This is a genomic window from Haematobacter massiliensis (assembly GCF_000740795.1).
GTDB classification, from domain to species: domain Bacteria; phylum Pseudomonadota; class Alphaproteobacteria; order Rhodobacterales; family Rhodobacteraceae; genus Haematobacter; species Haematobacter massiliensis.
In genome coordinates this window covers 338,723-363,256 of record NZ_JGYG01000003.1, presented here as the reverse complement: position 1 = coordinate 363,256, position 24,534 = coordinate 338,723, and the positions used below count along the sequence as shown (strand labels likewise).

Annotated in this window: 24 protein-coding genes, 1 tRNA gene and 1 other RNA gene; 12 read left to right on the top strand and 14 right to left on the bottom strand. The window is 64.6% G+C overall.

Annotated elements, in window-relative coordinates; translation table 11 throughout:
- The first annotated feature begins 29 nt into the window (after positions 1 to 29).
- Both CN97_RS07520 and CN97_RS07515 read left to right on the top strand, forming a co-directional pair.
- Complete coding sequence (locus tag CN97_RS07520) at positions 30 to 581, top strand: ActR/PrrA/RegA family redox response regulator transcription factor (RefSeq protein WP_035709244.1); 552 nt, start codon at positions 30 to 32, stop codon at positions 579 to 581.
- A 133-nt stretch (positions 582 to 714) separates the two neighbouring features.
- Entirely contained in the window at positions 715 to 1,029 is a 315-nt protein-coding gene (locus tag CN97_RS07515) for an H-NS histone family protein (RefSeq protein WP_035709241.1), read from the top strand.
- A 44-nt stretch (positions 1,030 to 1,073) separates the two neighbouring features.
- Here the strand turns inward: CN97_RS07515 and CN97_RS07510 are convergent, their stop codons facing one another.
- The gene (locus tag CN97_RS07510) at positions 1,074 to 1,673 is read right to left on the bottom strand and encodes an HD domain-containing protein (protein ID WP_035709239.1); all 600 of its coding nucleotides are present in this window, start codon (positions 1,671 to 1,673) and stop codon (positions 1,074 to 1,076) included.
- Between the two features lie 134 nt (positions 1,674 to 1,807).
- Between CN97_RS07510 and ahcY the strand changes: the two genes are divergently transcribed.
- Together ahcY and CN97_RS07500 are read left to right on the top strand one after the other, a co-directional pair.
- Positions 1,808 to 3,196: an adenosylhomocysteinase gene (ahcY, locus tag CN97_RS07505; protein WP_035709236.1), complete on the top strand. Its 1,389-nt coding sequence runs from the start codon at positions 1,808 to 1,810 to the stop codon at positions 3,194 to 3,196.
- A gap of 62 nt (positions 3,197 to 3,258) precedes the next feature.
- On the top strand, positions 3,259 to 3,600 hold the full coding sequence (locus CN97_RS07500) for a DUF2853 family protein (RefSeq protein WP_035709235.1): 342 nt from the start codon (positions 3,259 to 3,261) through the stop codon (positions 3,598 to 3,600).
- On the opposite strand, the gene CN97_RS07495 is transcribed toward CN97_RS07500, so the two are convergent.
- The 5 genes from CN97_RS07495 to tsaD are packed head-to-tail and all read right to left on the bottom strand — an operon-like array spanning position 3,591 to position 7,142.
- Complete coding sequence (locus CN97_RS07495) at positions 3,591 to 4,388, bottom strand: DUF72 domain-containing protein (RefSeq protein ID WP_035709233.1); 798 nt, start codon at positions 4,386 to 4,388, stop codon at positions 3,591 to 3,593. The genes CN97_RS07500 and CN97_RS07495 overlap by 10 nt on opposite strands.
- 15 nt (positions 4,389 to 4,403) lie before the next feature.
- Positions 4,404 to 4,817, bottom strand: a complete 414-nt coding sequence (locus tag CN97_RS07490; protein ID WP_035709230.1) for an EVE domain-containing protein — start codon at positions 4,815 to 4,817, stop codon at positions 4,404 to 4,406.
- Positions 4,817 to 5,083, bottom strand: a complete 267-nt coding sequence (locus tag CN97_RS07485; protein WP_035709227.1) for a YciI family protein — start codon at positions 5,081 to 5,083, stop codon at positions 4,817 to 4,819. Before CN97_RS07485 ends, CN97_RS07490 begins: the two co-directional genes overlap by 1 nt.
- A complete protein-coding gene (locus tag CN97_RS07480; protein ID WP_035709225.1) occupies positions 5,083 to 6,045 on the bottom strand; it encodes an NAD(P)H-dependent glycerol-3-phosphate dehydrogenase in 963 nt (320 codons plus the stop codon). Before CN97_RS07480 ends, CN97_RS07485 begins: the two co-directional genes overlap by 1 nt.
- Positions 6,042 to 7,142 (bottom strand): tRNA (adenosine(37)-N6)-threonylcarbamoyltransferase complex transferase subunit TsaD, encoded by a 1,101-nt coding sequence (gene tsaD, locus CN97_RS07475; protein ID WP_035709589.1) that lies wholly within the window; start codon positions 7,140 to 7,142, stop codon positions 6,042 to 6,044. Before tsaD ends, CN97_RS07480 begins: the two co-directional genes overlap by 4 nt.
- Positions 7,143 to 7,203: 61 nt before the next feature.
- On the opposite strand from tsaD, the gene CN97_RS07470 reads away from it, so the two are divergent.
- The 5 genes from CN97_RS07470 (at position 7,204) to CN97_RS07450 (ending at position 12,906) form a co-directional block, all read left to right on the top strand.
- Positions 7,204 to 7,911, top strand: a complete 708-nt coding sequence (locus CN97_RS07470) for a uroporphyrinogen-III synthase (RefSeq protein ID WP_051911042.1) — start codon at positions 7,204 to 7,206, stop codon at positions 7,909 to 7,911.
- Positions 7,912 to 8,054: 143 nt separating this feature from the next.
- Entirely contained in the window at positions 8,055 to 9,335 is a 1,281-nt protein-coding gene (locus CN97_RS07465) for a COG4223 family protein (RefSeq protein WP_035709223.1), read from the top strand.
- Positions 9,336 to 9,342: 7 nt separating this feature from the next.
- A complete protein-coding gene (locus tag CN97_RS07460; protein WP_084684028.1) occupies positions 9,343 to 10,926 on the top strand; it encodes a heme biosynthesis protein HemY in 1,584 nt (527 codons plus the stop codon).
- 106 nt (positions 10,927 to 11,032) lie between these two features.
- A tRNA-Thr gene (locus tag CN97_RS07455) sits at positions 11,033 to 11,108 on the top strand.
- Positions 11,109 to 11,568: 460 nt separating this feature from the next.
- The gene (locus CN97_RS07450) at positions 11,569 to 12,906 is read left to right on the top strand and encodes an MFS transporter (protein ID WP_051911041.1); all 1,338 of its coding nucleotides are present in this window, start codon (positions 11,569 to 11,571) and stop codon (positions 12,904 to 12,906) included.
- Positions 12,907 to 12,921: 15 nt separating this feature from the next.
- Here CN97_RS07450 and CN97_RS07445 read toward each other — a convergent pair whose 3' ends face one another.
- The 3 genes from CN97_RS07445 to CN97_RS07440 all read right to left on the bottom strand — a co-directional run bounded on the left by CN97_RS07445 (position 12,922) and on the right by CN97_RS07440 (position 14,608).
- Positions 12,922 to 14,019 carry a transglutaminase-like domain-containing protein gene (locus CN97_RS07445; RefSeq protein ID WP_035709220.1) on the bottom strand — a complete coding sequence of 366 codons (1,098 nt, stop codon included), beginning with the start codon at positions 14,017 to 14,019 and terminating at the stop codon, positions 12,922 to 12,924.
- Between the two features lie 75 nt (positions 14,020 to 14,094).
- Positions 14,095 to 14,193: signal recognition particle sRNA small type (ffs, locus tag CN97_RS20180), an RNA gene on the bottom strand.
- 37 nt (positions 14,194 to 14,230) lie between these two features.
- On the bottom strand, positions 14,231 to 14,608 hold the full coding sequence (locus tag CN97_RS07440; RefSeq protein WP_035709217.1) for a winged helix-turn-helix transcriptional regulator: 378 nt from the start codon (positions 14,606 to 14,608) through the stop codon (positions 14,231 to 14,233).
- A gap of 94 nt (positions 14,609 to 14,702) precedes the next feature.
- On the opposite strand from CN97_RS07440, the gene CN97_RS07435 reads away from it, so the two are divergent.
- Positions 14,703 to 15,266, top strand: coding sequence for an NADPH-dependent FMN reductase (locus CN97_RS07435; protein ID WP_035709215.1), 564 nt, complete (start codon positions 14,703 to 14,705; stop codon positions 15,264 to 15,266).
- A 541-nt stretch (positions 15,267 to 15,807) separates the two neighbouring features.
- Here CN97_RS07435 and CN97_RS07430 read toward each other — a convergent pair.
- From CN97_RS07430 to CN97_RS07415, 4 genes are all read right to left on the bottom strand, one after another.
- Positions 15,808 to 16,572 carry an ABC transporter permease gene (locus tag CN97_RS07430; protein WP_035709214.1) on the bottom strand — a complete coding sequence of 255 codons (765 nt, stop codon included), beginning with the start codon at positions 16,570 to 16,572 and terminating at the stop codon, positions 15,808 to 15,810.
- Positions 16,572 to 17,363, bottom strand: coding sequence for an ABC transporter ATP-binding protein (locus CN97_RS07425; RefSeq protein WP_035709212.1), 792 nt, complete (start codon positions 17,361 to 17,363; stop codon positions 16,572 to 16,574). Before CN97_RS07425 ends, CN97_RS07430 begins: the two co-directional genes overlap by 1 nt.
- 51 nt (positions 17,364 to 17,414) lie before the next feature.
- Positions 17,415 to 18,425 carry an ABC transporter substrate-binding protein gene (locus CN97_RS07420; protein ID WP_035709210.1) on the bottom strand — a complete coding sequence of 337 codons (1,011 nt, stop codon included), beginning with the start codon at positions 18,423 to 18,425 and terminating at the stop codon, positions 17,415 to 17,417.
- A gap of 163 nt (positions 18,426 to 18,588) precedes the next feature.
- A complete protein-coding gene (locus CN97_RS07415) occupies positions 18,589 to 20,565 on the bottom strand; it encodes a bifunctional 2',3'-cyclic-nucleotide 2'-phosphodiesterase/3'-nucleotidase (protein WP_035709581.1) in 1,977 nt (658 codons plus the stop codon).
- A 248-nt stretch (positions 20,566 to 20,813) separates the two neighbouring features.
- Here CN97_RS07415 and nudC point away from each other — a divergent pair, with 248 nt between their 5' ends.
- Positions 20,814 to 21,773 (top strand): NAD(+) diphosphatase, encoded by a 960-nt coding sequence (gene nudC / locus CN97_RS07410; protein ID WP_035709208.1) that lies wholly within the window; start codon positions 20,814 to 20,816, stop codon positions 21,771 to 21,773.
- A gap of 956 nt (positions 21,774 to 22,729) precedes the next feature.
- Here nudC and CN97_RS07405 read toward each other — a convergent pair.
- Positions 22,730 to 23,563, bottom strand: a complete 834-nt coding sequence (locus CN97_RS07405; protein ID WP_035709206.1) for a prephenate dehydratase — start codon at positions 23,561 to 23,563, stop codon at positions 22,730 to 22,732.
- Positions 23,564 to 23,707: 144 nt separating this feature from the next.
- Here CN97_RS07405 and CN97_RS07400 point away from each other — a divergent pair, with 144 nt between their 5' ends.
- Complete coding sequence (locus CN97_RS07400) at positions 23,708 to 24,223, top strand: c-type cytochrome (protein WP_035709204.1); 516 nt, start codon at positions 23,708 to 23,710, stop codon at positions 24,221 to 24,223.
- The last annotated feature ends 311 nt before the right edge of the window (positions 24,224 to 24,534 follow it).

Here is a 24,534-nt window from a genome sequence, read left to right as displayed (position 1 = left end):
AGAGTGCCGCGAATTTCGTGGGATGAGAGATGACCGAAGACACTGAAGACCTCGGGCCTGACCGTTCGCTCCTGCTGGTCGATGATGACGAGCCATTTCTGAAGCGGCTTGCCCGCGCTATGGAGAAGCGGGGCTTCGAACCGGTTCTCGCCGGGACGGTCGCGGAAGGTCGCACCATCGCGCTCGAGCAGGCGCCCGCCTACGCGGTGATCGACCTGCGTCTGGAGGATGGCAACGGCCTGGAAGTGGTGGAAACCCTGCGGGAACAGCGGGCGGACAGCCGTATCGTGGTGCTGACCGGCTATGGGGCAATCGCCACCGCCGTCGCTGCGGTCAAGGCGGGTGCCACTGACTATCTCTCCAAACCCGCGGATGCCAACGATATCACTTCCGCGCTGCTGGCCCGTGGGGGCGATCTGCCTGCGCCGCCGGAAAACCCGATGTCCGCCGACCGCGTGCGCTGGGAACATATCCAGCGGGTTTATGAGCTCTGCGACCGGAACGTCAGCGATACGGCGCGCCGGCTCAACATGCATCGCCGCACTTTGCAGCGCATTTTGGCGAAACGCAGCCCGAAATAACATATCTTCATTCGCAGAGGTGGGAAACTTTTTGCCGGTTGCCCAGCTGGCGAAAAAAAATTATTGCGCTCGTCGTGGATATTCGTCAGCAGCATATTATCCTAAGCGTTAATGTTTTCCCCGGAGCCGGATAATGGAAATGGATCTCGAGACGCTGTCCCTGAAAGAACTCAAGGATATGCGTCACAAAATAGATAGGGCGATCGCTACTTTCGAAGAACGCAAGAAACGCGATGCTCTTCAGGAGCTGGAGGAAGTCGCAAAACGCCACGGCTTCGACATCGCCGATCTTACCGAAACGCTCAGCGCGCGCAAACGCGGGCCAGCGGCGCCGAAATATGCCAATCCGCACGACCCGGATCAGACCTGGACAGGCCGTGGACGCCAGCCCAACTGGGTGAAAGCGGCTTTGGAAGCAGGCCGGCAGCTCGAAGACCTCGCGATCTGAACATCTTTCCCGGCGTGCTACCTGCTTTGGGTGGCACGCGCCCCTCAGCTTTGGTCCATTTCCGCCAGCAGGGCGGAGTGTCGGGCAAGAAATGCCTCTCGGGCCATGACGGGCGCGCGGGGGGTTATTTCATGGCCAGCGAATTGCGACTGCGTTCGGCCAAAATACTTGTTCGCTTCGGCCACGGTAAAGCCCGCGATCTGTGTCGCTTCCAGCCAGGCAGAAGCACTGTCCGCCAGCTTTATCGCCTTCTTGACAGCCGCCGGAAGAACGGCAGGCAGCCCGAAGCGCAGGTGAATGGCCGCTGTCAGTCTCTCGTCCAGCTTGCCGTAATCCGGCCCGATCGCCGCCTTCACCGGAGAGATCATATCGCCGATCACGTATTCGGGGGCGTCATGCAGCAGGGCGGCCAGCCGCCAGCGCGGCGATTGCCCGAATTCGCCTTCGGCAAAGATCTTCTCGACCAGAAGTGAGTGTTCGGCGACCGAATACGGGAATTCCCCCTGCGTCTGTCCGTTCCAGCGGGCGACGAAAGCAAGCCCACGGGCGATATCCGCGATCTCTATGTCCATCGGCGTCGGGTCCAGCACGTCGAGGCGACGGCCGGACAACATCCTCTGCCAGGCGCGGGGCGGCTTCTTCATCTGGCGCTCCTTGATCGCAGGTAGCGGTAGGCCCGGTCCCGCAGCTTGGCAAGGGTCAGAGCGCGGGGGAGGGGTTTCATTGCCGTTCCCGTCCATGGGTGATATCGACGGGCAAACGCGACGCAGGAGCTGTCATGAAGGATTATATCGTCAAGGATATCACGCTCGCGGATTTCGGCCGCAAGGAAATGGATATCGCGGAAACGGAGATGCCGGGTCTGATGGCGCTCCGCGAGGAATACGGTGCCTCCCAACCGCTCAAGGGCGCGCGGATCGCCGGCTCCCTGCATATGACCATCCAGACCGCTGTGCTGATTGAAACCCTGACCGCGCTGGGCGCGGAGGTGCGCTGGGCGTCCTGCAACATCTTCTCCACGCAGGATCATGCGGCGGCGGCGATTGCTGCATCAGGCGTGCCGGTCTTTGCCATCAAGGGCGAGACGCTGAAGGACTACTGGACCTATACCGATCAGATTTTCCAGTTCCCGGAGCGCGCCAACCTGATCCTCGATGATGGCGGGGATGCGACACTCTACATCCTGCTCGGCGCGCGGGTAGAGGCGGGGGAGACCGCGCTGATCGCCAATCCGACCTCGGAGGAGGAGGAGGCGCTCTTCGCCCAGATCCGCAAACGGGCGGAGGAAAGCCCGGGCTGGTTCACCCGTCAACGCGACCTGCTTCAGGGCGTGTCGGAGGAGACGACGACCGGCGTCCACCGCCTTTACGATCTGCACAAGCAGGGCCTGCTGCCCTTCCCGGCGATCAACGTCAACGACAGCGTCACCAAGTCGAAATTCGACAACAAGTACGGCTGCAAGGAATCGCTGGTCGATGGCATCCGTCGCGCGACCGACACGATGATGGCCGGCAAGGTCGCAGTGGTCTGCGGCTATGGCGACGTGGGCAAGGGGTCTGCCGCCTCGCTCCGCGGCGCGGGGGCCCGCGTGAAGGTGACGGAAGTCGATCCGATCTGTGCGCTTCAGGCGGCGATGGACGGCTATGAGGTGACGCTGCTGGAGGATGAGGTCGCGACCGCCGACATCTTCATCACCACGACCGGCAACAAGGACATCATCCGCATCGAGCATATGCGCGCGATGAAGGACATGGCCATTGTCGGGAATATCGGTCACTTCGACAATGAAATCCAAGTCGCCGCGCTCCGCAATCACAAGTGGACGAATATCAAGGATCAGGTGGACATGATCGAGATGCCTTCGGGCGCGCGGATCATTCTGCTGTCGGAAGGGCGTCTGCTGAACCTCGGCAATGCAACCGGGCACCCGAGCTTCGTGATGTCCGCCTCCTTCACCAACCAGGTTCTGGCACAGATGGAACTTTGGCAGAAGGGTGAGGACTACAAGCCAGGCGTGTATATCCTGCCCAAACATCTGGATGAAAAGGTCGCCCGTCTGCATCTGGGCCGGATTGGTGCGAAGCTCACGGAACTCCGGCCGGATCAGGCTTCCTATATCGGGGTGAAGGTCGACGGCCCCTACAAGCCCGAGCATTACCGTTACTGAGCCAGATTGCGTTATGTGAATGTCCTGCTAACCTCTGCGCATCCCAGATGCGGAGAGGTTAGATGGGCAAACGCGACGAATTGATCGAGAAATATGCCGGCGATCTGCGCACGAAGTGCGGGATGGAGCCGGACATGGATCTGCTCACCAAGATCACGATCGGTTGCGGGCCGACGATCTACAGCGCAGACAGCGAAACGGTTGCTGCCTCCGATTCCGCTGAACTGGAGCGGGTTAAGGCGAGTTTTCTGGTCAAGAAGCTCGGTCTGCCTGAAGGGCCGTCGCTTATGGAAGGCATCCATAAGGCGGTGGAGACCTATGGGAAATCCGAGCGCAACAAATATCGGGCGGTGTTCTATTACCTGCTGGTGAAGAACTTCGGCAAGGAATCCGTCTACGCCTGACCGGGCAATCGTTCGAGCAGTGCCATGGCGGCAGCAGGATTGGCGGTCTTGTGGCCGCTGATCACATAAATGAACACATCGCGGGGTTTTTTCGGGGCTGCCTCTCCGATGGGGGGCAAGCCGCCATCGCCGCCTTCCGCCCAATTCACTGCCGCTTCACTCCATCGGGTCAGATCAGCGGGTGAATAGCCGGCTTCTGGGGTTTCAGTGGTTCCCATGAGGCGCGCATAGACGAAGTCCGCCGTCACATCCGGGAACAGCGGAAATTCAGAATCTCCCGCGATGACCGCCGCAACCCCATGTCGGTGGAGCAGCTCCGCGCATTCCGCCACCAGGAAGCTCTCATGGCGCAATTCGACCGCGTGCCGGAGCGGGCGTCCGTCCACCTCTTTCGGCAAAAGCGCGAGAAACCCCGCGAAATCCTCCGGGTCGAATTTCTTTGTCGCCATGAACTGCCAGTTGATGGGGCCGAGCTTGTCCTTCAACTCGGCGATACCGCTGTCGATGAACCGCTGGATCGACTCGCCCGCCTCCGCCAGCACCTTGCGATTGGTGGCGAAGCGCGGTGCCTTGAGGGCAAAGACGAAGTCCTCGGGCGTCTCGTCATGCCAGCCGGCAAAGGTCTTGGGCGTCTGGCTGCGGTAGTAGGTGCCATTGACCTCGATGGTGGTCAGATGGCGGCTGGCATAGTCCAGTTCGCGCTTCTGCGGCAGCCCGTCAGGGTAGAAACTGCCCCGCCATGGCTCATAGGTCCAGCCGCCGATTCCCACCCTGATCCTGCCCGCCATACCGCTCGCCTCCCGCTACAATCCACCCATTTCGCAGATAGTCTGCCATTCCGCCTCTGACACCGGCTGCACGGAAAGGCGGGAATTGTTGACCAGCACCATATCCTTCAGGCGAGGGTCGTTCTTGCATTCCTCGAGCGTGACGGGGCGCGGCAGGGGGCGCACCGCGCGGATATGCACGCAGTCCCATTTCGGATTGTCCGCAGTGGAATCGGGCGCGGATTCGGCGGAAACCTCGACGATTCCCACGATCTCCTTGCCGATGTTGGAGTGATAGAAGAAACCCTTCTCCCCCACCTTCATCGCCCGCATGTTGTTGCGCGCCTGATAGTTGCGCACGCCGCCCCATTCCTCACCGGCCTCGCCCTTGGCGACCTGCTGGTCCCAGGACCAGGTGTCGGGCTCCGACTTGAACAGCCAGAAGGCCATCAGCCGATCACCTTGCGCCATTCGCAGACTTCGACCGTTTCGAACAGCCCGGCCTTCGCATAGGGATCGTTCGCGGCCCAGGCTTCGGCGGCGGAGAGGTCATCGGCCTCGATCACCACGAGGGAGCCGACGGGCGAACCGTCCTCGATGAACGGCCCGGCGAAGGCCACCTTGCTCTCCCCGAGATAGGCGAGATGGGCGGGGCGGTTCTCCATGCGGAGATCGAGCGCGCCGGGTTTGTCCCGGCAGATCACGGCAGCGTACATCATTCCTCCTTAAGCGGTCGGTTCAACAGGCGCTCGGCGGCCTCGGTCACGGTGACGCGGCCATCAATCAACGCAACGATCATGGAGACCACGGGCATGTCCACCCCTTCCCGCGCGGCGCGGGCAGCCATCGCGCGGGCGGTGGCGATCCCCTCCACCGTGGTGGAGGCGTCCCACTCCGCGCCGGACCCCAGCGCGTGACCGTAGCGGAAGTTGCGCGATTGCAGCGAGGTGCAGGTGAGGACGAGATCGCCGAAGCCCGAAAGGCCCGCCAGCGTCTCGGCCCGTGCCCCTGCGCGCATCGCCAGCCGCGTCATCTCGCCGTATCCGCGGGTCATCAGAGCGGCGCGCGCGCTGTCGCCCAGCCCCGCGCCCATCACCGCGCCCGCCCCGATGGCGATAACGTTCTTCAGCGCACCGCCCAGTTCGGCACCCACCACATCGGTCGTGCGATAGAGCCGGAGCGCGGAGGTGGAGAGCCGCTCCTGCATCGCCTCCCCCACTGCGGCATCCGCGCAGGCGAGTGTCAGGGCCGTCGGCAGGCCGTGCGCGATATCGGCGGCGAAGCTCGGCCCGGTCAGCACGGCGGGAACCGCGTCCGGGCAGGACCGCGCGATGAGCCCGGTGGATCCAAGCCCGCTGGCGAGGTCGATCCCCTTGGCACAGCCGATCACGCCCCGACCGGCGAAAAGCGCGCGATGGGCTTCCAGAAAGGCAGCGGTCTGCTGCATGGGGATGGCGAGGAGGAGGAGATCAGCCCCGTCCGGCAGCGTCTCTCTCACCCGGATCGCCATGGGCAGCGTCTCGCCGGGGAGGCGGCGGCTGTTCGTCCGCTGATCCCGCATCTCATGCGCCTGCACCGCATCCCGGGTCCAGAGGTCGACTTCGGTTCCCTGCCGGGCAAGGCTGATCGCCAGCGCCGTGCCAAAGGCGCCTGCCCCCAGAATGGCGATACCGCTCATGCTTTGGCGCCCTTCTTGCCGGAGCCGATGAGCGCCGGTCTGCTCTGGTCGAGCGGCCAGCGCGGGCGGGCGGTGAGGTCGGCCGGATCGTCCGGGATGCCCGCCCGCAGCCGCTCGATAGCCGCCCAGGCGATCATCGCGGCATTGTCGGTGCAGAGCTTGAGGGGCGGCGCGACGAAGGCCAGGCCTTGAGCATGGGCGACCCCTTGGAGTGCCGCGCGGATCTCTCCGTTGGCGGCCACGCCGCCCGCCACCGCGATGGCGGGTGTTTCGGGGGCAAGCTCCAGATAGCTCGCGATGGCCCGCCGCGCCTTCTCCGTCAGCACATCGGCCACCGCGCGCTGAAAGACCGCGCAGAGATCGGCCCGGTCCCCCCGGCGCAGCCCGCCGTGAGCGGCCATCAGCTGATCCCGCGTCCGCAGCACCGCCGTTTTTAACCCTGAGAAGGACATGTCGCAGCCCGGCCGGTCAAGCAGCGGGCGGGGCAGGGGGAAGCGGGCGGCGTCACCGTGCCGGGCCTCTGCCTCCACGGCGGGGCCGCCGGGCTGGGGCAGGGCGAGCAGCTTCGCCACCTTGTCGAACGCCTCGCCGGGAGCGTCGTCGATCGTGCCGCCCAGCCGGTCGAAGCGATCCGGGCCGTGGACGATCAGGAACTGACAATGACCGCCGGAAACCAGCAGCAGCAGATAGGGAAAGGCGATGTCCCCCGTCAGCCGGGGGGTGAGGGCATGGCCCGCCAGATGGTTGATCCCGTGAAGCGGCAGGCCGGTTCCCGCCGCCAGCCCGCGGGCGAGCATGACACCCGCCAATACTCCGCCGATAAGCCCGGGACCGGAGGTGACGGCCACGCCGTCAAGATCGTCAAGCGCCAGCCCTGCCGTCCGCAGCGCCTCGGCCACCGAAATGTCGAGCTTCTCGACATGGGCCCGCGCGGCGATCTCCGGCACGACGCCGCCATAGGCCTCATGAAGCGCGGTCTGCCCGGCGACGACATTCGCCAGCACCTCGGCCCGGCCTTCCGGCGTCAGCCGGACAACCGCCGCGGCGGTGTCGTCGCAGCTCGACTCGATGCCGAGAAGGGTGAGAGCCTTTTCCATGATCCTGATCCGACGGGTCTTCCGCGTTGCCTGACCGCCCCCGCGCAGGTAACACCGCAACATGCGCGAGACAACCCGACGGCCCTTTTCTGCCGGTGCACCAACGCTCCTGCTGACCCGGCCGGAGGCGCAGTCCCGGCGTTTCGCCGCCGAAGTGGCGCGGCTATGGCCGGATCTCGCGGTGATCCTTTCCCCTGCTCAGGAGATCAAGCCGCTCCCCATTGCCGTGCCGCAGGGCACGAAGGGCATTGTTCTCACATCGGAGAACGCTGTGCCGGCGCTGCCGTTCGGGCTGGGTCTGCCCGCCTATTGCGTGGGTGAACGGACGGCGGCGGCGGCGGCGGCGCATGGCCTCTCGGCACATGCGGCGGCGGGGGATGCGACGTCCCTGCTGTCCCTCATTCGGCATGAACGGCCTTCCGGCCCGCTTTTTCACCCGCACGGGCGGCATCTTGCCGCCGATATGGTTGCGGCATTGCGGGACGAGGTCGAGATCACCGGCGCCGTGGCCTATGAGCAGGTGGCGATCCCGCCTTCGGGAGAGGCAATGCGGCTTCTGGAGGCGGATCGGCCGGTCCTTCTGCCGCTGTTCTCTCCGCGATCCGCGCGGCTTGTGGCGGGCTGGCCGATGCGCGCACCGCTTCTTATCGCCGCGATGAGCGAGAATGTATCGGCTGCATGGTCGGGCGCGACCCCGAGATGCCTGAAAATCGCCCCAATCCCTTCGGCGGCGGCTATGCTAGAGACAATCGGAGCGCTGAAAGGCTGAAATAGGTTGTTTTTTCGGGAACCTAGCCTCGTGAGAAGGCATGAATTGCCGATGGGCCGCACCCGGATGCCGCAGGCTGCGGGTTGAGGCCGAGGGAACCGGTCGCTAATCTCCGTTCAAGGAACGGCCAACGGGAGAGCTGCGTGGAAGACGAAAAGAAACCGAGCTCGCGGAGCAAGGCGAAGGCCGAAGAAGCGCAGACCCCGCCATCTGAAGGAACTCTCTCCGCGCGGGAGGCGGCAGAGGCCTTCGACGCTTCGCAGAGCCCTGACACAGACGCCAAATCTCCTTTGGAGGCGGATGCGACGGAAGACCCGGCACCGGCGGAGCGCCATGGCTTCACCGCCGATCGGCATACCGATCCTTCCGCAGCTCCCTCCGCCGATCACCCACGGGATCTGACATTGGAGGAGCCGCTGGTAAAGGCGGCGGAGGAGGAGCGCGTGGCACCGCCCCCCCCCACTCGTCCCGAACCGGTATCACAGGGCGGCGGCTTCTGGCCGACACTTGCAGGGGGTGCGATCGCTGCGGCACTGGGGTTCGGCGCGGCCTATTTCCTTTTGCCTCGTCATGCGACCGATCCCGCATTGGAGAGCCGGATCGCGGAGCAGGCGCAGCAGATTTCCCAGATGCGTTCCCAGATTTCGGCGCTGCCCGCCCCGGCCGATCTGTCCGGGGTCGAGGCGGAGATTTCCCGTCTCTCCGCCGCCGTGGCAGAGGCGGAGACGACGCGCGATTCCCTGGTCTCCCGGATCACGGCGCTGGAGGATCGGCCCGTCGCCGCCGCCTCGTCAGGAGGGTCGGAGACGGTGTCGGCAGATGTGAGCGCGGCGCTGGAGAGCCTTCGGGGTGATCTCGCCGCTCAGGCGGAGCGCAACGCTGCCCTGTCCAGCGAGGTGGAAAGTCTCCGATCGTCGGCTGCCGCCGGTTCGCGCGCGGCGGAAGGGGAGGCGATCGTTGCCCGTATCCGCATGGCGATAGAACTCGGGACCGGTTTCGCGCCGGCTGTCGAGCGTCTGGAGCAGCTGGGGGTGAACGTTCCCGCCGCGCTGAAAGAGGCCAGCGGCGGCGTAGCCCCCCTGTCCGATCTCCGCCGTGATTTTCCCGAAGCTGCGCGCGCCGCGCTTGATGCCTCATATCGCGCGACGGGGCAGGAGAGCTTTGGCGACCGGGCAGAAATGTTCCTGCGCAATCAGCTCGGCATCCGCTCTCTCACGCCGCAGGAGGGGAATTCACCCGATGCGGTGCTGTCCCGTGCCAACGCGGCGGTTCAGGCGGGGCAGATCGATCAGGCGCTGACGGAAATCGAAGCCCTTCCCGCCGCGGGTCAGGCCGCGATGGGCGGGTGGCTCTCCGCCGCCAAGACCCGCGTTTCTGCACAGCAGGCCGCCGACGAGATCGTCGCCGGCTTTACCCGGAACTGAGGCGCACATGCTCTGGTCCCTTCTCAAGGTTCTCCTCTTCGTCGCCATCATCGCGGCGCTGACCTTCGGCGCGAGCCATCTGCTCAGCGCGGGCGAAGGCATCCGCATCGTCTTCGGGGATAAGGAATTCTCCATCGGGCTGCTGCAGGCAGTGATCCTCTCGCTGCTCGGCCTCGTCGGCGCATGGGTGCTGTTCAAGGTCGTGGGCCTCGTGCTCGCGCTGTTCCGTTTCCTGAACGGCGATGAAACCGCGATGAGCCGCTATCTCGACCGCAGCCGCGAAAAGCGGGGATACGAGGCGTTGGCCGACGGTATCCTCGCCCTGACAGCAGGGGAGGGGCGTCTCGCCATCAACAAATCCGTGCGGGCGGAGAAATTTCTCAACCGCCCCGAACTCACCGATCTCGTCATTGCGCAGGCGGCGGAGATGGTCGGTGATTCGAAACGCGCCACGGAGGCGTGGAAGCGCCGTCTCAGCGATGACCGGACGCGCTTCGTGGCGCTCCGCGGATTGATGCGGATGAAGCTGGCCGAAGGCGATACCGATACCGCGCTGAAGCTCGCGGAGCACGCGCTGGCCATTCGCCCGCGTCATGCCGAAACGCAGGATGTGCTTCTGAAGCTTCAGGCGGATCGCGGCGACTGGAAGGGTGCGCGGCGCACGCTGGAGGCAAAGCAGCGCACCGGCAACATGCCTCGCGATGTCTACAAGCGCCGCGACGCGGTTCTGGCGCTGCAAGAGGCGAAGGAGGTCTTTGCCGAGGGTAATTCCATCGAGGCACGGGAGGCGGCCATCGCTGCGAACCGCCAGTCGCCCGACCTTATCCCTGCCGCTGTCATGGCCGCACGCGGCTATCTCACCACCGGTGACAAGAAGAGCGCCTCGCGTGTGTTGCGCAAGGCCTGGGAGGTGTCCCCGCATCCCGACCTCGCTGCCGCCTTTGCCGAGATCGAACCGAATGAGACGCCCGCACAGCGTCTGAAGCGGTTCGACAGCCTTCTCCGGCTGCGCCCGGATGACGAGCAGACCCGGCTTCTGCGTGCCGAACTGGACATTGCGGCGGAGGATTTCCCCGCGGCACGGCGGGCAATGGGCGATCTGGCGGAAACGCATCCCACCGCGCGGAGCCTTGCCATCATGGCGGCGATCGAACGGGGAGAGGGCGCGGACGATGCGGTGGTGCGTGGCTGGCTTGCGCGCGCGCTTGTGTCTCCGCGCGGGCCGCAATGGGTCTGTGACAATTGCGGTGCGATTCACGCGCAATGGGGTCCGATCTGCGACAATTGCGGCGCCTTTGACACGCTCGCGTGGAAGGAGCCGCCGGAAGGGGCTGGTCCCTCTCCGACGCAGGCGGAAATGCTGCCGCTGATCGTCCGCGCGCCGGAGCCGAAGCCTGCACCTGTGGAGCCGGTTGTGGAACCGGAACCGGTGCCTGACTCCGTGACCATTGCGCCGGATGAAACGCCGGAGCCGGTGGTGGAGACGCCGCCGCACCCCAAGGAGCCGCAGGAGACGCAGCCAGCAAGCTCCAGCCCGTTCCACACGCCTCGCGAGGTCGACCTCGACGCGATGCGAAAAGCCGGCGGCTGAGCGGGAGAATTCTTGCGTTTTAGGGCTACACACCCCCGCTGGATGGTGCTATCAGCCCGCCACAACGCCCTTCCGGCCCCGCCGGGCGGGCCTCCCGCAAGGGAACGCCGCAGTAGCTCAGCTGGTAGAGCACGTCATTCGTAATGATGGGGTCGGGGGTTCGAGTCCCTTCTGCGGCACCACTCGACCAAGAAGACTCCAGAAGATCAGGATCAACGGGTTTCAGCCCGGGTTATCGGTATTGGCTGGCATAGCCGCGACCGGGGACCGGGGGCAGATCGGCGTCCGAAGCGGTCTGTGCGCCCCTGCTGGCGGCAGTCGCGGCATTCGGGCGGGAATGCCGTCATCGAGAAAGCCGCATCGATACAGGGATTGCGCGTGATCCTCATGGGTGCCGTCACTCGGACTCGTTCGCACCCAGCTGCGACCCGGCGGGTGAGCCGTTGCCGGGATCTCGGGGCGGGAATGGCTGCAGGGAAGGCGGCCTAGCCGGCCCGCGTCCCGCTGCGGGGGGGCAGAATGCACCCGGATGTTCTGGCCACAGTGTCATGTTGTGCTCTCACGTCTCGCTTGCCGCGCTGCGTGAATGCCGCAATAAGGCTGCGTCCCGAAGGATGGAGCGGGAAACTGAAAGGACGTACGATGACTGAGACGCTGCAAGAAGCGGGTGAAGAAAACCGCCCCCTCAACCGTGAGGATTTCAAGGTGCTGGGCCTGTCGGCCTTGGGCGGGGCGCTGGAATTCTACGACTTCATCATCTTTGTCTTTTTTGCAGGGGTCATCGGGCATCTGTTCTTCCCGCCGGATATGCCGGACTGGCTCGTCATGATCCAGACATTCGGGATCTTTGCCGCCGGATACCTCGTGCGTCCGCTGGGCGGAATCGTGATGGCGCATTATGGCGACAAGGTGGGGCGCAAGCGCGTTTTCGCCCTTTCCGTGTTCCTCATGTCGATCTCGACGCTGGGCATGGCGATGCTGCCGACCTATGCGACCATAGGCGTGATGGCCCCGATCCTGCTGATCGTGCTTCGCATGCTGCAGGGCGCGGCCATCGGCGGTGAGGTTCCGGGGGCCTGGACCTTCGTGGCGGAACATGTGCCCGCCCGGCGCGTGGGCATGGCTTGCGGGTTCCTCTGCTCGGGGCTGACGCTGGGCATCCTTTTGGGCTCGCTGATCGCCACGGCGATCAACTGGACCTTCACGACGGAGCAGGTCTCTGCCTGGGCATGGCGTCTTCCGTTCTTCCTTGGCGGGATCTTCGGGCTGTTCGCGGTCTATCTGCGGCGCTGGCTGTCGGAGACGCCCATCTTCCTTGCGATGAAACAAGACAGCCGCCTGCAGGAGACGCTGCCGATTCGCACCGTTCTGCGCGACCATATGCATGGCGTCATCATCTCGGGCCTGCTCACCTGGGTTCTGTCTGCCGGGATTGTCGTCACGACACTGATGACGGCAACCTTTCTGCAGAAGCTTTATGGCTACTCCGCGCTGGAAGCGCTCTCCGCCACCAGCTTCGGCACGCTGTTCCTGATCTTCGGGACAGTCAGCGCAGGGGCGATCGTCGACAAGGTCGGCAGCGGCCCGTTCTTTGCCGTGGCGGGCGTTGTCTTCGGGGTGGCAACCTTCACCTTCTACACCTTCGCGGGTGTGTCCTTGCCGGTCCTCTTCGGTCTCTACGCGGTGATGGGGCTGGCGGTCGGCATGGTGGGGGCGGTGCCCTATGTCATGGTGCGGGCTTTCCCGGCGCAGGTGCGGTTCTCTGGCCTCTCCTTCTCCTACAACGTTGCCTATGCGATCTTTGGCGGGTTGACACCGGTGCTCGTCACCACGTTCCTCGCCGTGAACCCGATGGCCCATGCGTGGTATCTGGTCTTCATCGCCGTGCTGACGACGGGTCTCGGCTTCTACCTGATGGCGAACAGTGCGCGGGTGGAAGGTGAGATCGGTCTCGACGGAACGGAGGCGGCGGCCCATTGAGGGCCGCCCCTCGCGTCACACGGCCCGCGCGGTGATGGTGTAGGCAAAGGCCTTGGCGTCAAGCTCGTTCAGCGGGGCGCCGGCCACCGTCCCCTGTGGATACATGAGGAAGGGCAGGGTGCCCGTGCGCCCCGGCAGGTGCAGATCCTCCGCCCGGTTATAGGCCACCCAGTTACCTTCCCAGTTGCCCAACAGGGCCGCATTTACCTCTGTCACCAGCGGGTCGGACGGGTCACGGATCCAACGGTCCGATTCGGCGCGCATCACCTTGAGCACATCGGCGGGGTCCATCGCGACCCAGCCATAGCCGTCGAGCCACACCTCCGCCCGGCAGTGCTGCGCGCCGGTGATCGTCTCGCTGTTTGCGCCGAGCTGCTTGTAGCCGAAGGCGGAGGGCGCGACCCGCACCCCGTACATGTCACGCGCCGGAACGCCTGAAGCGCGGGCGAGGGCCACGAACAGTCCGTTGAGATCGGCGCATTTCCCGCCCAGCCCGGCGCTGGTCAGCGTGGCCACGGCATCGCCCGGACCGCAGCCCGGCGTGTCGAGATTGCGGTAGCAGTTGGCGACGATATAGTCGTAGATCGCGCGCACTTTCTCCACATCCGTGGTGGCGCCTTCGGTGATCCGCGCCGCCGTCTCGGCCACAACCCCGTCGAGCGGCTTCATGGCAGAGGGTCGCAACGCCGCGGCCAGAACGGCAGGATCCTCGGTGACCGCGGAAGGTTTGGACCAGTCGATGGTGCGGTTGCGCGTTTCAAACCGATTGACCAGTTCGAGGCTTCCGGGAGCCTTGCCGTCAAACGCCGCATGCAGGAAGCGCGCGCCGGTGGCGGGGTCCGTCACAAGCTCGGCCTGCGCGGCATTGCCTGTCCAGCTATCGCCGAGGCTCCGCTGATACTCGGTGGAGAGCGAGGGCACCGGCAGCCATATCTCCGCCTTGCCGGCGGGCAGGGCGATCGTCACGCGTGTCTCATACCGCCGCCAGGGCGTGGGAGCCGGAGCGAAGCTGACAGGATCCGCCCATGCGCGGGAGGTGAGGCCCCCGAGCATCGGGGCGAAGCCTGCAGCCAGGGCGAGTTTGAGAACGGTCCTGCGGGGATGGGCGGTCATCGGCTCCTCCTGTCCGTGGGTATCCGGACAGATTGGGACAAGACCGGCCGCTGCTCAACGATTTTCGGGAGAGTAAGGTGAGAGGCTGGACGACGACCCAAGCGGGACTCGTTACGGCTGCTTCCTTCCGGACCTGACCGGGTTGGCAAGGCGCTCGCCCGCGCCAACCTCTCGCGAGGGGATCTAAGGGGCGCGTGCGGAAATGGCAAGCCTACTCTGCAGCTTCGAGCCGCTGGGTCGCGCTATCGTCATAGGCTTCCCGCGCCGCGCAGACCCGTTCGTAATTCGCCTCCGCCCAGTTGCCGAGCGCGCGGAGCGGCACCTGCAGCTCCTCTCCCAGCGGGGTGAGCCGATATTCCACACGCGGCGGCACGGTCGGATACACCCGCCGGTGAACGTAACCGTCCCGCTCCAGCCCGCGTAGGGTGACCGTCAGCATCTTCTGCGAAATCCCGGTAATAGACCGTTTTATCTCGGAAAATCGGCGCGGTTCGGGGGTGAGATGCATGACGATGAGCACGCTCCACTTGTCACCGACAAGGGCAATGATGTCATTCACGCGGTTGCAGCGCTGGTGAGTTGGTTCCATGGACGTAACCTTCTGACTGCAAGGTGCCTTCTTGCGTTTTGCGAGACGGTTACTAATTTGCCCTCAGTCACTCAAAGAAACAAGAGGCTCCCCCATGAAGACCGTGGCCGTTCTGGTCGGATCACTCCGCAAGGATTCGATCAACCGCAAATTCGCCGAAGCGCTTGCCAAACTCGCCGCTGGCAAGCTGAATTTCAAATTTGTCGAGATCGGCGATCTGCCGTTGTACAACGAGGATCTGTGGGACAACGTCCCGGCGTCCGTCCTGCGGATGAAGGCCGAGGTAGAGGCCGCCGATGCCGTGCTGTTCGTAACGCCCGAATACAACCGCATGCTCTCCCCCGCGTTGAAGAACGCCGCCGACTGGGGGTCCCGCCCCTATGGGAAAAGCTCCTGGCTGGGCAAGCCCTCGGCCGTCGTCGGGACCACACCCGGGACGACGGGCTCCGCCGCCGGACAACAGTCGATGAAGATGCTCGCGACGATTCTGGGCACCGTGCAACTCGGCCAGCCGGAGGTCTATTTCGTCTGGAAGCCCGAGCTGTTCGACGCCACAGGCACGCTGGTCGAGCCGACGGCGAAGGCGTTCCTGACAAGCTGGGTCGACGCTTTTGCCAATCTCATCGACGCGGTCGCCAAAGAGCCGGTTCCCGCCTGATCCGCCTGTCGAGATCGGCGATGAGAGATGTCGTCTCGCCGATCTCCCCGCGCCCGTGTCTTCTCGCGTCCGTGTCTCCCCGCGTCCGTGCCGCCATGCTTCGCACGGGCCAGCGACCGCATCCTCGGATCGGTGATATGCGCCCGCGATGACATCGGGCCGCGATGGAATGATGCGGGGATCATCGAGCGTATGCAGGCCCATCTCCACGGTAGCCCACGGTGGCCTCTGCGACCGGAGCGGGATGAGGCCGCCACGAATGCCACGGCGCTCCCTGCGAGAATGGCGCAATTCGGGGGGGAAGGTTGCGATCCATGCTCCACATGAAAATCACCACGACCGCGCCCTCGCCGCGCCCATGCAGAGCGCGGCGAGGGCGCGGGTTCTCGCTGAAATGGAGGGGAGCGCCATTCCGGGTATTGAGGGACATCAGCACGGTGGAAAGGCGCTGACGCTTGGAAACCGGGCGCGGGAAATCGGATTGTCCTGAGCTGAGCGGAGTTCCGGCAGGTGAAGCGTCCCGCGCCTCTCCGAGGCGTTCTCAGCCCGGATTGCGCTCCGCCCAGCCGGCGAAGACCTTCTCCAGCGCCACGACGATGTAGTAGAGCACGATCCCCAGAAAGGCGAGCGCGAGCAGAACGGCGAACATCAGCGGGTAATCCGCATTGATCTTGCCCGAATCGAACAGCGCACCAAGGCCCCGGCCATGCGGTTCCACGATCTCCATCAGGTTCGTGCCGATGAAGGCCAGCGTCACGGCGACCTTCAGCGCGCCAAAGAACTCCGGCAGCGTCTTCGGCAGGGCGATCTTGCGGAAGATGGTGAATTTGGACGCACCAAGCGAACGGAGGATATCGCGATACTCCGGCTCCAGCGTGGACAGGCCGATCGCCACCGACACGGCAATCGGAAAGAAGGAAATCATGAAGGCCATCAGGATGGTGTTGAAATCGTGCTGGCCCACGAAGATCAGCGCCACCACCGGCACCACCGTCGCCTTCGGGATGGCGTTGAAGCCCACAAGCAGCGGATAGAGCGCATCCCGCATGGTGCGGGAAAAGCCCATCACCATGCCCAGCAGCGTTCCGAAGATCACCGCCAGCACCAGCCCCACGACCGTGCGCCACAGCGTCTGCCAGCCTTGGGTGAGGAACAGCTCCCGGTATTTCCAGAAGGCGGGCGGCAGATCGGAGGGCGAGGCCATCACGTAATTCGGCCAGCCCTTCACCCAGACCAGAAACTCCCACCCGGCGAGCAGAAGCACCGTGGCGATCAGCGGGATGGCGATCTTGCGCAGCGTGTCCATCAATGCGCCTCTGCCGGTTTGCGGCCCTGCGCAATTTCGATCTGCTCGCGGAGAATGGAGAGACGCTCCACCGAGGCGGGTTCGTAAAGCATGTCGAGCGTCCGCGGGCCGTCGTGGTTGACGGTCATGACATATTGCGTGGTGGCGGGGCGGCCCGACAGCACCACGATCTCATCGGCAAGAAACACGCTCTCCCGCAGGTCATGGGTGATGAGCAGGGAGGTGAACGGCTCTTCCGCGCGAAGCGCGTGCATCGTCTGCCACAGATCCTCCCGGGTGAAGGCGTCGAGCGCGCCAAAGGGTTCATCCATGATGAGCACGTCGGGCTTGTGGACGATGGCCCGGCAGAGAGAGGCGCGCTGCCGCATCCCGCCCGAGAGCTCGGAGGGGCGCTTGTCGGCAAACTTGCCGAGACCCACGAGTTCCAGAAGCTCCATCGCGCGGGCTTCCTTGGCCTTGCGGGACATGCCGGGGGAAACGATCTCCAATGGCAGGATCACATTGTCCAGGATCGTGCGCCATTCCAGCATGACAGGGTTCTGAAAGGCCATCCCCACCGTCTTGCGCGGGCCTTTCACCCGTTCCCCATGCAGCCAGACCTCGCCCCTGTCGGGGATCATCAGCCCGGCAATCAGCCGGGTGAGCGTGGACTTGCCGCAACCGGAAGGGCCGACCACCGCGCAGAAGTTGCCCTCGGGGATGGAGACGTTGAGGTCTTGCAGAACCGGCAGCGGGCCGGCCTTGGTCTTGTAGGCGTGCGTGACGCCCTTGATATCAACGAGGTTTGCCATGCCGCTTCCGTTTCGGGCGGGTCCGACCCCGCCCGGCCTAATCCACTGTGGTCAGTCTGCGAGCTTCAGGCTGCCGTCAGCGGGCAGGTAATCGGCGGTGAAATACAGATCCGGCGTGGGATCGTTCTGGAAGGTATAGATTTCCTTGAGCTGCTCGATGGAGGCGGCATACCGCTCGGCATCGATATTACCCATGCCGTGCTCCTTCACCCAGTCTGTCAGCACGTTTGTCCCGATGGACATCTTCAGCCGCTCCGTTTCCAGCGCCAGATCGGAGGCGGGGGAGCGTTTGATCATCGATTCCACCGCCGCCTCCGGGTTGGCGATAGCGTCTTGCCAGCCCTTCGCCACGGCGCGGAGGAAGCCCGTCACCTGCTCGGGATGTTCCTTGGCGTAGGTCGTGTTCACGATGATGGCGTTGCCGTAGTATTTCACCCCGTTGTCGGCCATCAGAAAGACCGAGATGTCATCTGCCGGAACGCCGAGCCGCGTCAGGTTGAGGAAGACGGAGAAGGAGAAGCCCATCACCGCATCGACCTTGCCCTCTGCCAGCATGGGTTCCCGGGTGGGGAAGCCGACAGGCTCCACGGTGATCTTGGAAATGTCGATACCGTTGGCTTTCGCGAAGGCCGGGAACTGCGCCCATGCACCGTCAGGAGGCGGAGCGCCGAGTTTCTTGCCTTCGATATCCTTGATCGCGTTGATGCCCTGCGACTTGCGGCCGACCATGGCCGCGGCGGGCTTGTCATAGACCATCATCACCGCCGTGACCGGTGCGCCGGGGTTCTGATCGAGGAACTTCGCGATGGAGTTCATGTCGGAGAAGCCGAAGGGGAATGCGCCCGTCGCCACTTTCGGAATGGCGTCGAGCGACCCCTGGCCTGCGGAGATCTCCACGTTCAGGCCCTCGGCCTTGAAGTGACCGTTGTCGATCGCGGCGAAATACGGGGCCGATGGCCCTTCGAATTTCCAGTCGAGGGCGAAGGGGACCGTCGTTTCCGCCGAGGCGCCCGTGGCGATGAGGACGGTGGCGGTGAGGGCTGTCAGGGCGCGATGGAACACGAAGGGCCTCCTTGAAAACTGCGGCACCGACCCTGCCCGACCTTTGATCGGGAGGGGAGCATCTTAGGCGATCTGCCTGCGAACTATGCAAATTCGTCGCAGGCGAATGCTTGATTATAGGGCTAACCGTAAAATCATGCCCGACAAATGGGCATAATGCAAACTAAAGAAGGATGCGAAAACGGGCGAAGCCATCGTTTCCCGGTCCTGCCGCCTCGATGCGCAGGCCTTTCAGGTCGCCCAGATGATCCGCCGCTTTCGGCCCCGTTTCAAAGATCACGCTTGTGTCGGCCAGAGGGGCGAGGCGCCAGTTGTTGTCCGCGGAGGGGTTAATCGTGCCCTGCTCGACGATGTAGCGCACGATGACATCCCGGTTGGTGTCTGGCCCTTCGAAGACGATCGTCGTGCCGTCGGCGCCGGGAAAATCTCCGCCGCCTTCGGCGCGGTAATTGTTGGTCGCGATGATGAATTCCTGTTCCGGCTCTACAGGGCGGCCGTCGAAGGTGAGGTTGACGATGCGAGCGGCGTCCGGTGCCTCCAGCTGCCCCTTTGCAGAGTAACGGGAGGGTTGGGAGAGGTCGATCTCATAGCTCACCCCGTCGATCACGTCGAAATTGTAGCTCGGAAACTCTGGGTTCAGGAGGGGCTGATCGGCCTCGCCCGGCGTGATCTGATTGAACATTCCCGCTGATCGTTCCAGCCACCCTCGCAATTCGGCGCCCGTCACCCGGACCGCCCGGATCGTATTGGGATAGAGATAGAGATCGGCCACGTTGCGGATGGCGATGTCGCCCGCAGGCACATCGGTATAGTACTCCGGCCCGCCCCGGCCACCCGCCTTGAAGGGCGCCGCGGCGGAGAGGATCGGCAGCCCCTCATGCGGGGAGCCGACCAACATCTCTGCGATGTACCACTTCTGCGCGTTGGAGACGATCTGGACGGAGGGATCGTCGGCCACGAGGGCGAAATAGCTGTGCAACGGCGCGCTCGTCCGGCCCACCGGGCGGCGGACATAGGCCAGCGTCTCCTCATGCTCCCGCGCCACCGAGGTGAGCACTTCGGGGCGGCTGTCCACCAGCGCGGTGATGCTCCTGTCCTCGTTCCGGCGGGCAATGGGGCGGGCCTCGCTCGTCGCGGTGACGACGCGCCATTGCCCTCCCTCGTGCTCCAGCAGCAGGTCGATCAGCCCCATATGCGAGCCCCAGAAGCCCGCCATGACCGCGGGCCTGCCATGGATCGTGCCTGCAACGGGATCGACGGCGGCAGAGGCTTCAAAGGCGGGGGAGGGGAAGACGAGATGGCTGTGCCCGGTCAGCACCGCATCCACCCCCGGCAAGGCGGCAAGGGGCGTGGAGGCATTCTCCATTCCGTCTGACCGTTCCGCCGGGCCGATACCGGAATGGGACAGCGCGAGGATGATATCCGCCCCCGCTTCTTTCATCTCCGGCAACCATGCTTCCGCCGCCTCGACGATGTCGCGCGTCTCGACCCGGCCCTCGAGGTGCTTTCGGTCCCATTTCAGGATTTGCGGAGGCACGAAGCCGATCAGGCCGATGCGAATGGGGATATTCCGCCCGGAGCCGTCCTGCACCACGCGGTCGAGAATGACATAGGGCGGGATCAGCGTCCGATCCTCTCGCGGGCCGGTGCCCCGCCGCGTCGCGACATTGGCGGAGACCAACGGGAAGTTCGCGCCCGCCAGCGTCCGTTCCAGAAACTCCAGCCCATAGTTGAACTCATGGTTGCCGAGCGTCCCCGCATCGTAACCGACCGTATTCATCGCCGCGATCACCGGATGGATGTCCCCCTGCCGCATCCCGCGCTCATAGGCGATATAGTCGCCCATGGGGTTGCCCTGCAGGAAGTCGCCGTTGTCCACCAGGATCGTGTTCGTGGCCTCCGCCCGCACGGCGTCGATGAGTGCTGCGGTACGCGCCAGCCCGACCGTGTCGGAAGCCCGGTCGGCGTAGTAGTCGTAAGGGTAGACATGGACGTGAAGATCCGTCGTCTCGAGGATCCGCAGATGGGCCTGGTTGGTGGCCGCCTGAAGCGAGAAAGGATGCAGAGCGATCAAGCCGGTTCCTGCCGTTCCCGCCAGAAACTTCCGCCGGGTCATCGTGAAGTCTGTCCCGCTCCGCATGTCCACCCCCCGCCTTTTGATCGGCGCGATCCTAACATCATCGGTCGCAGGTCGCATACCGCTTCCCCGCTCCCGGCGGAGGATTGCCATTGCAGCTATAAGCCACAAATTACAACTTGTAATTGTTTAATTTCCATGAATGCCCCGTTTTTGTGCAGCTTGCAGCGACCGCAGCAGCATGCGATCCAAGGATCAAACTCACAGCAGAGGGCGGTCTGCCGGATGTCAGACGGCTGCGGGAGGCAGAAATGCGGGATGCAGAGGCGGTAACTTTTGGCAGCGCGGGGCTCGACAGGGCGTCCGGGCTGCGGGCGAAGCCGGAGGCTCTGGCGGCGCTGCTGAAAAGGCCGGACGCGCGGGTTCTGCCGATGTGGCAAGGTCTCGTGCCCGTCGTGGACGCGGGCCTTGCCACCGTGTCACCCGGCCATCCTGCCCTGGCTGACGCCGCAGGCACACCGACGCTGCTTGGCCTCGACGACGGCGTGCCGTGGTTCGGGGCGGATATCTCCGCCTGGACTCCCGACATCGCCGATGCTGCGGCCAATGCCGCCTTCCTGGATCCGCGGGAGCAGCGCCACCCCGCGCTGCCTGCCGAGAGCCGATTCGTCGAGCTGCGCGCGGTGATGACCCGCCTCACCCGCCGGGAGGCGGAAATCGCCGCTACCGCCCGCGCGCTTTTCGGCTGGCACGCGACACATGGCTTCTGCCCGCGCTGCGGCCATGCCTCAGAACCCGCGATGGGCGGGTGGATCCGGCGTTGCCCGAACTGCCGGGCAGAGCTTTACCCCCGCACCGATCCGGTGGTCATCATGCTCATCACGCGGGGTGACCGGGTGCTTCTGGGCCGGAGCGCGGCCTGGCCGCAGGGGATGTATTCGCTGCTCGCGGGCTTTATCGAGCCGGGAGAAACGGTGGAGGCCGCTGTCCGTCGCGAGGTGCTGGAGGAGGCGGGCGTCCGTGTCGGCGCGGTGAACTATCTTGCGAGCCAGCCCTGGCCCTTCCCTGCCTCGCTGATGATCGGATGCCGGGGCGAGGCTCTGTCGGATGCCATCGAAATCGACCCGGCGGAAATAGAGGACGCGCGCTGGGTATCGCGGCAGGAGATGGTTGACGTGCTCTCCGGTGCCAATCCAGCGATCCGGCCGGCGCGGGAGGGAGCGATCGCGCATTTCCTCATCCAACGCTGGATGGAGGACCGGCTGGACTAGCGCCCATCATCGCAGGGTGAACTGACCGGGTTCCCGCGCGGCATGCCCTCTTCGCGGGCTGCGCCAGATCGGCTGGCGCCGCCGCGGCCATGAGAGCAGGAAGGTAAAAAGCAGCTCTTGGCTGGCCGTCGCGCCGGAATACGCTCACGTCTTGAGGCTCACGTCTTGAGGCTGACCGATACAGGGTGCGCTGCAACGAGTCCCGCAGGTTTCCGGGTCTCACCGGGGGTGGCAGAGTTTTGCGATTTTTCCCCAACTGCGGGCTGCTGAAAAAGTCTTGAAGCCTCATGTCGATGCTTTGGTAATCGGAAAGCCGAACCTCTGAATGATCCGAAATGGATAGATTTCCGACCGTACTTGGCAGGATTTCCGCTCGAGCGCCGACCTGAAAGCCTCTTCCGGCCTGCCAAGGGAGGCTGTGCGCAGGAAAGCCAGCACACGGCTGCCCCCGCGTGCATGGAGGGCTTCCCGGAAGGATTCCGACAGGCGATACCGGGGGCAATGGTCGGCCGGAGGCGCGCCGACGGGCTTGCCCGAGGTTGTTTTCCCCGACAGCCTGCCTTGTGACCACCGGAGGCCGCGGAATATCGCTGCTGAATAAGTCGGGCACCTGCCCGGGCTTGCGTTGAAGGCCGGAACGTCTGTCCGGACTCGCGGCTTCGGGGACGCTTCTGAAAATCTGCAGAAGATTTCGACCCCAGCACAACCGCGGAATGCGTTTTCGGCAGCCTGTCAAACCGTCGCTCTCCGGGCAGAAGCAGGTTGTCCGCCCCGGCTTGCAGGCCGTGCCAAAGACCCTTGACTGGGGGATGATTTCTGCATCCTCCCGCGCTCATTGATCGCGGTGAAGCCGGCCGATCTGGCGCAACACGCCAACGGGAAACGCTGCGAGAGGCAAAAGACCCAGTCAGGTCGCACCGCGATCCCGGTCAGTTTTCATCCCGCGATCATGGTCGCTAATGCCTGCGCGAATCCGCCGGATACACGCCGACCAGCGACATTTCCGTGGTGAAATAGCGAAGCTCGTCAAAGGCGAGCTGCACGTTCCGGTCTTCGGGGTGCCCTTCCACATCGGCATAGAACTGCGTCGCGGTGAAGGAGCCGTTGACCATGTAGCTTTCCAGCTTCGTCATGTTGACACCGTTCGTGGCGAAGCCGCCCATCGCCTTGTAGAGCGCGGCGGGGATGTTGCGCACCCGGAACATGAAGGTCGTGATCATTCCCGCCTCTCCCCGGCGCGTCAGATCCAGTTCGCGGGACATGACGAGGAAGCGCGTGGTATTGTTCTGCTGGTCCTCGATCTCCTTCGCCAGCACGTCCAGCCCGTAGATCTCGCCTGCGAGTTCCGAGGCCAGCGCCCCGATCGCCGGATCGCCCATTTCCGCGATCTTCATCGCGGAGCCCGCCGTATCTGCGCCGGTCAGCGACTGGATGCCGTGCGCACGCAGGAAATCCCTGCACTGTCCCAGCAGCACGGTATGGCTCATTGCCTGCCGGATATCCGCGATCTTCGTGCCGGGGATGCCAAGCAGGCTGATGTGAACGCGCACGAAGGCTTCGTCGATGATATGCAGCCCGCTCTGCGGCAGCAGGCTGTGCATGTCCGCCACACGGCCATAGGTGGAATTTTCCACCGGCAGCATGGCCAGATCCGCCTTGCCCTGACGGACCGCTTCCATCGCATCCTCAAAGGTACGGCAGGGCATCGGTTCCATCTCCGGCCGCGCCTGACGGCAGGCCTGATGGGAGTAGGCTCCCGGCTCACCCTGAAAGGCGATCTTTCCTCGCATGGTTTCTCCCGGAATTCTGAGGCTTGCTCTGTGACGTATCCTGAGGGCTTGCGGGACACACCGCCCCGGCGCGTGGTAACTACACCTTGAAAACGACGAACGGAAGCGGCTAAGACCGGACGAGACACCAGCCGGGGGGGCCAGATGTTTGACCAGATGACCGTGACCAAGACCGTCGCCGCTTTCTGCGGGGCCCTTCTCATCCTGATGCTGTCGAACTGGGCCGCCAGCGCCCTGTTCTCCGTGGGGGGTGGTCATGGAGAGGAACACGCCGCCTATGTGATCGACACGGGCGCGGAGGAAGCGGGCGCTGCGGCTGCCTCCGACGAGCCGCCGTTCGAGGAGGTCTTCGCCACCGCCGATGCCGCCGCGGGCGAGAAGGTGTTCGCCAAATGCCGCGCCTGCCACAAGATCGATGGCGCCAATGCCACCGGCCCGCATCTGGACGGCGTGGTCGGCCGCGCGGTCGGCGCTGTCGAAGGTTTCGGCTATTCGGACGCGATGAAGACTCATGGCGGCGACTGGACGCCCGAGAAGCTGAGCGAGTTCCTTGCCAACCCCAAGGCCGATGTCCCCGGCACCAAGATGTCCTTTGTCGGGCTGCCGCGCATCAAGGAACGTGTGGACCTCATCGCCTATCTGGAATCGCTGCCGCACTGAACCTGCGCTTGGGCGATGCAGGAGACAGGCCGGCCTGCGCCGGCCTTTTTCTGTTGCGTAGCCAAGCCACGCGGCGGGCATTGCGCGTGACCGGGAGCCGGCAGCTCCAGCGCGCTGTTGAACAGGCGGTCGTGTTCAGCAGCCGTATTGTAACCACTGTCGATCCCGCTTCACTGACCGATACGCCGGCGCCCGATATCGACCAAAGCCCCGCGCGCGAGGCCGCTTGATCTGGGGAAGGGTTTTAAGGGTCGACCAATGCGATCCAGCCCCGCGCGCGAAGCCGCTTGGTTATGACCAGCGGGCGCGGC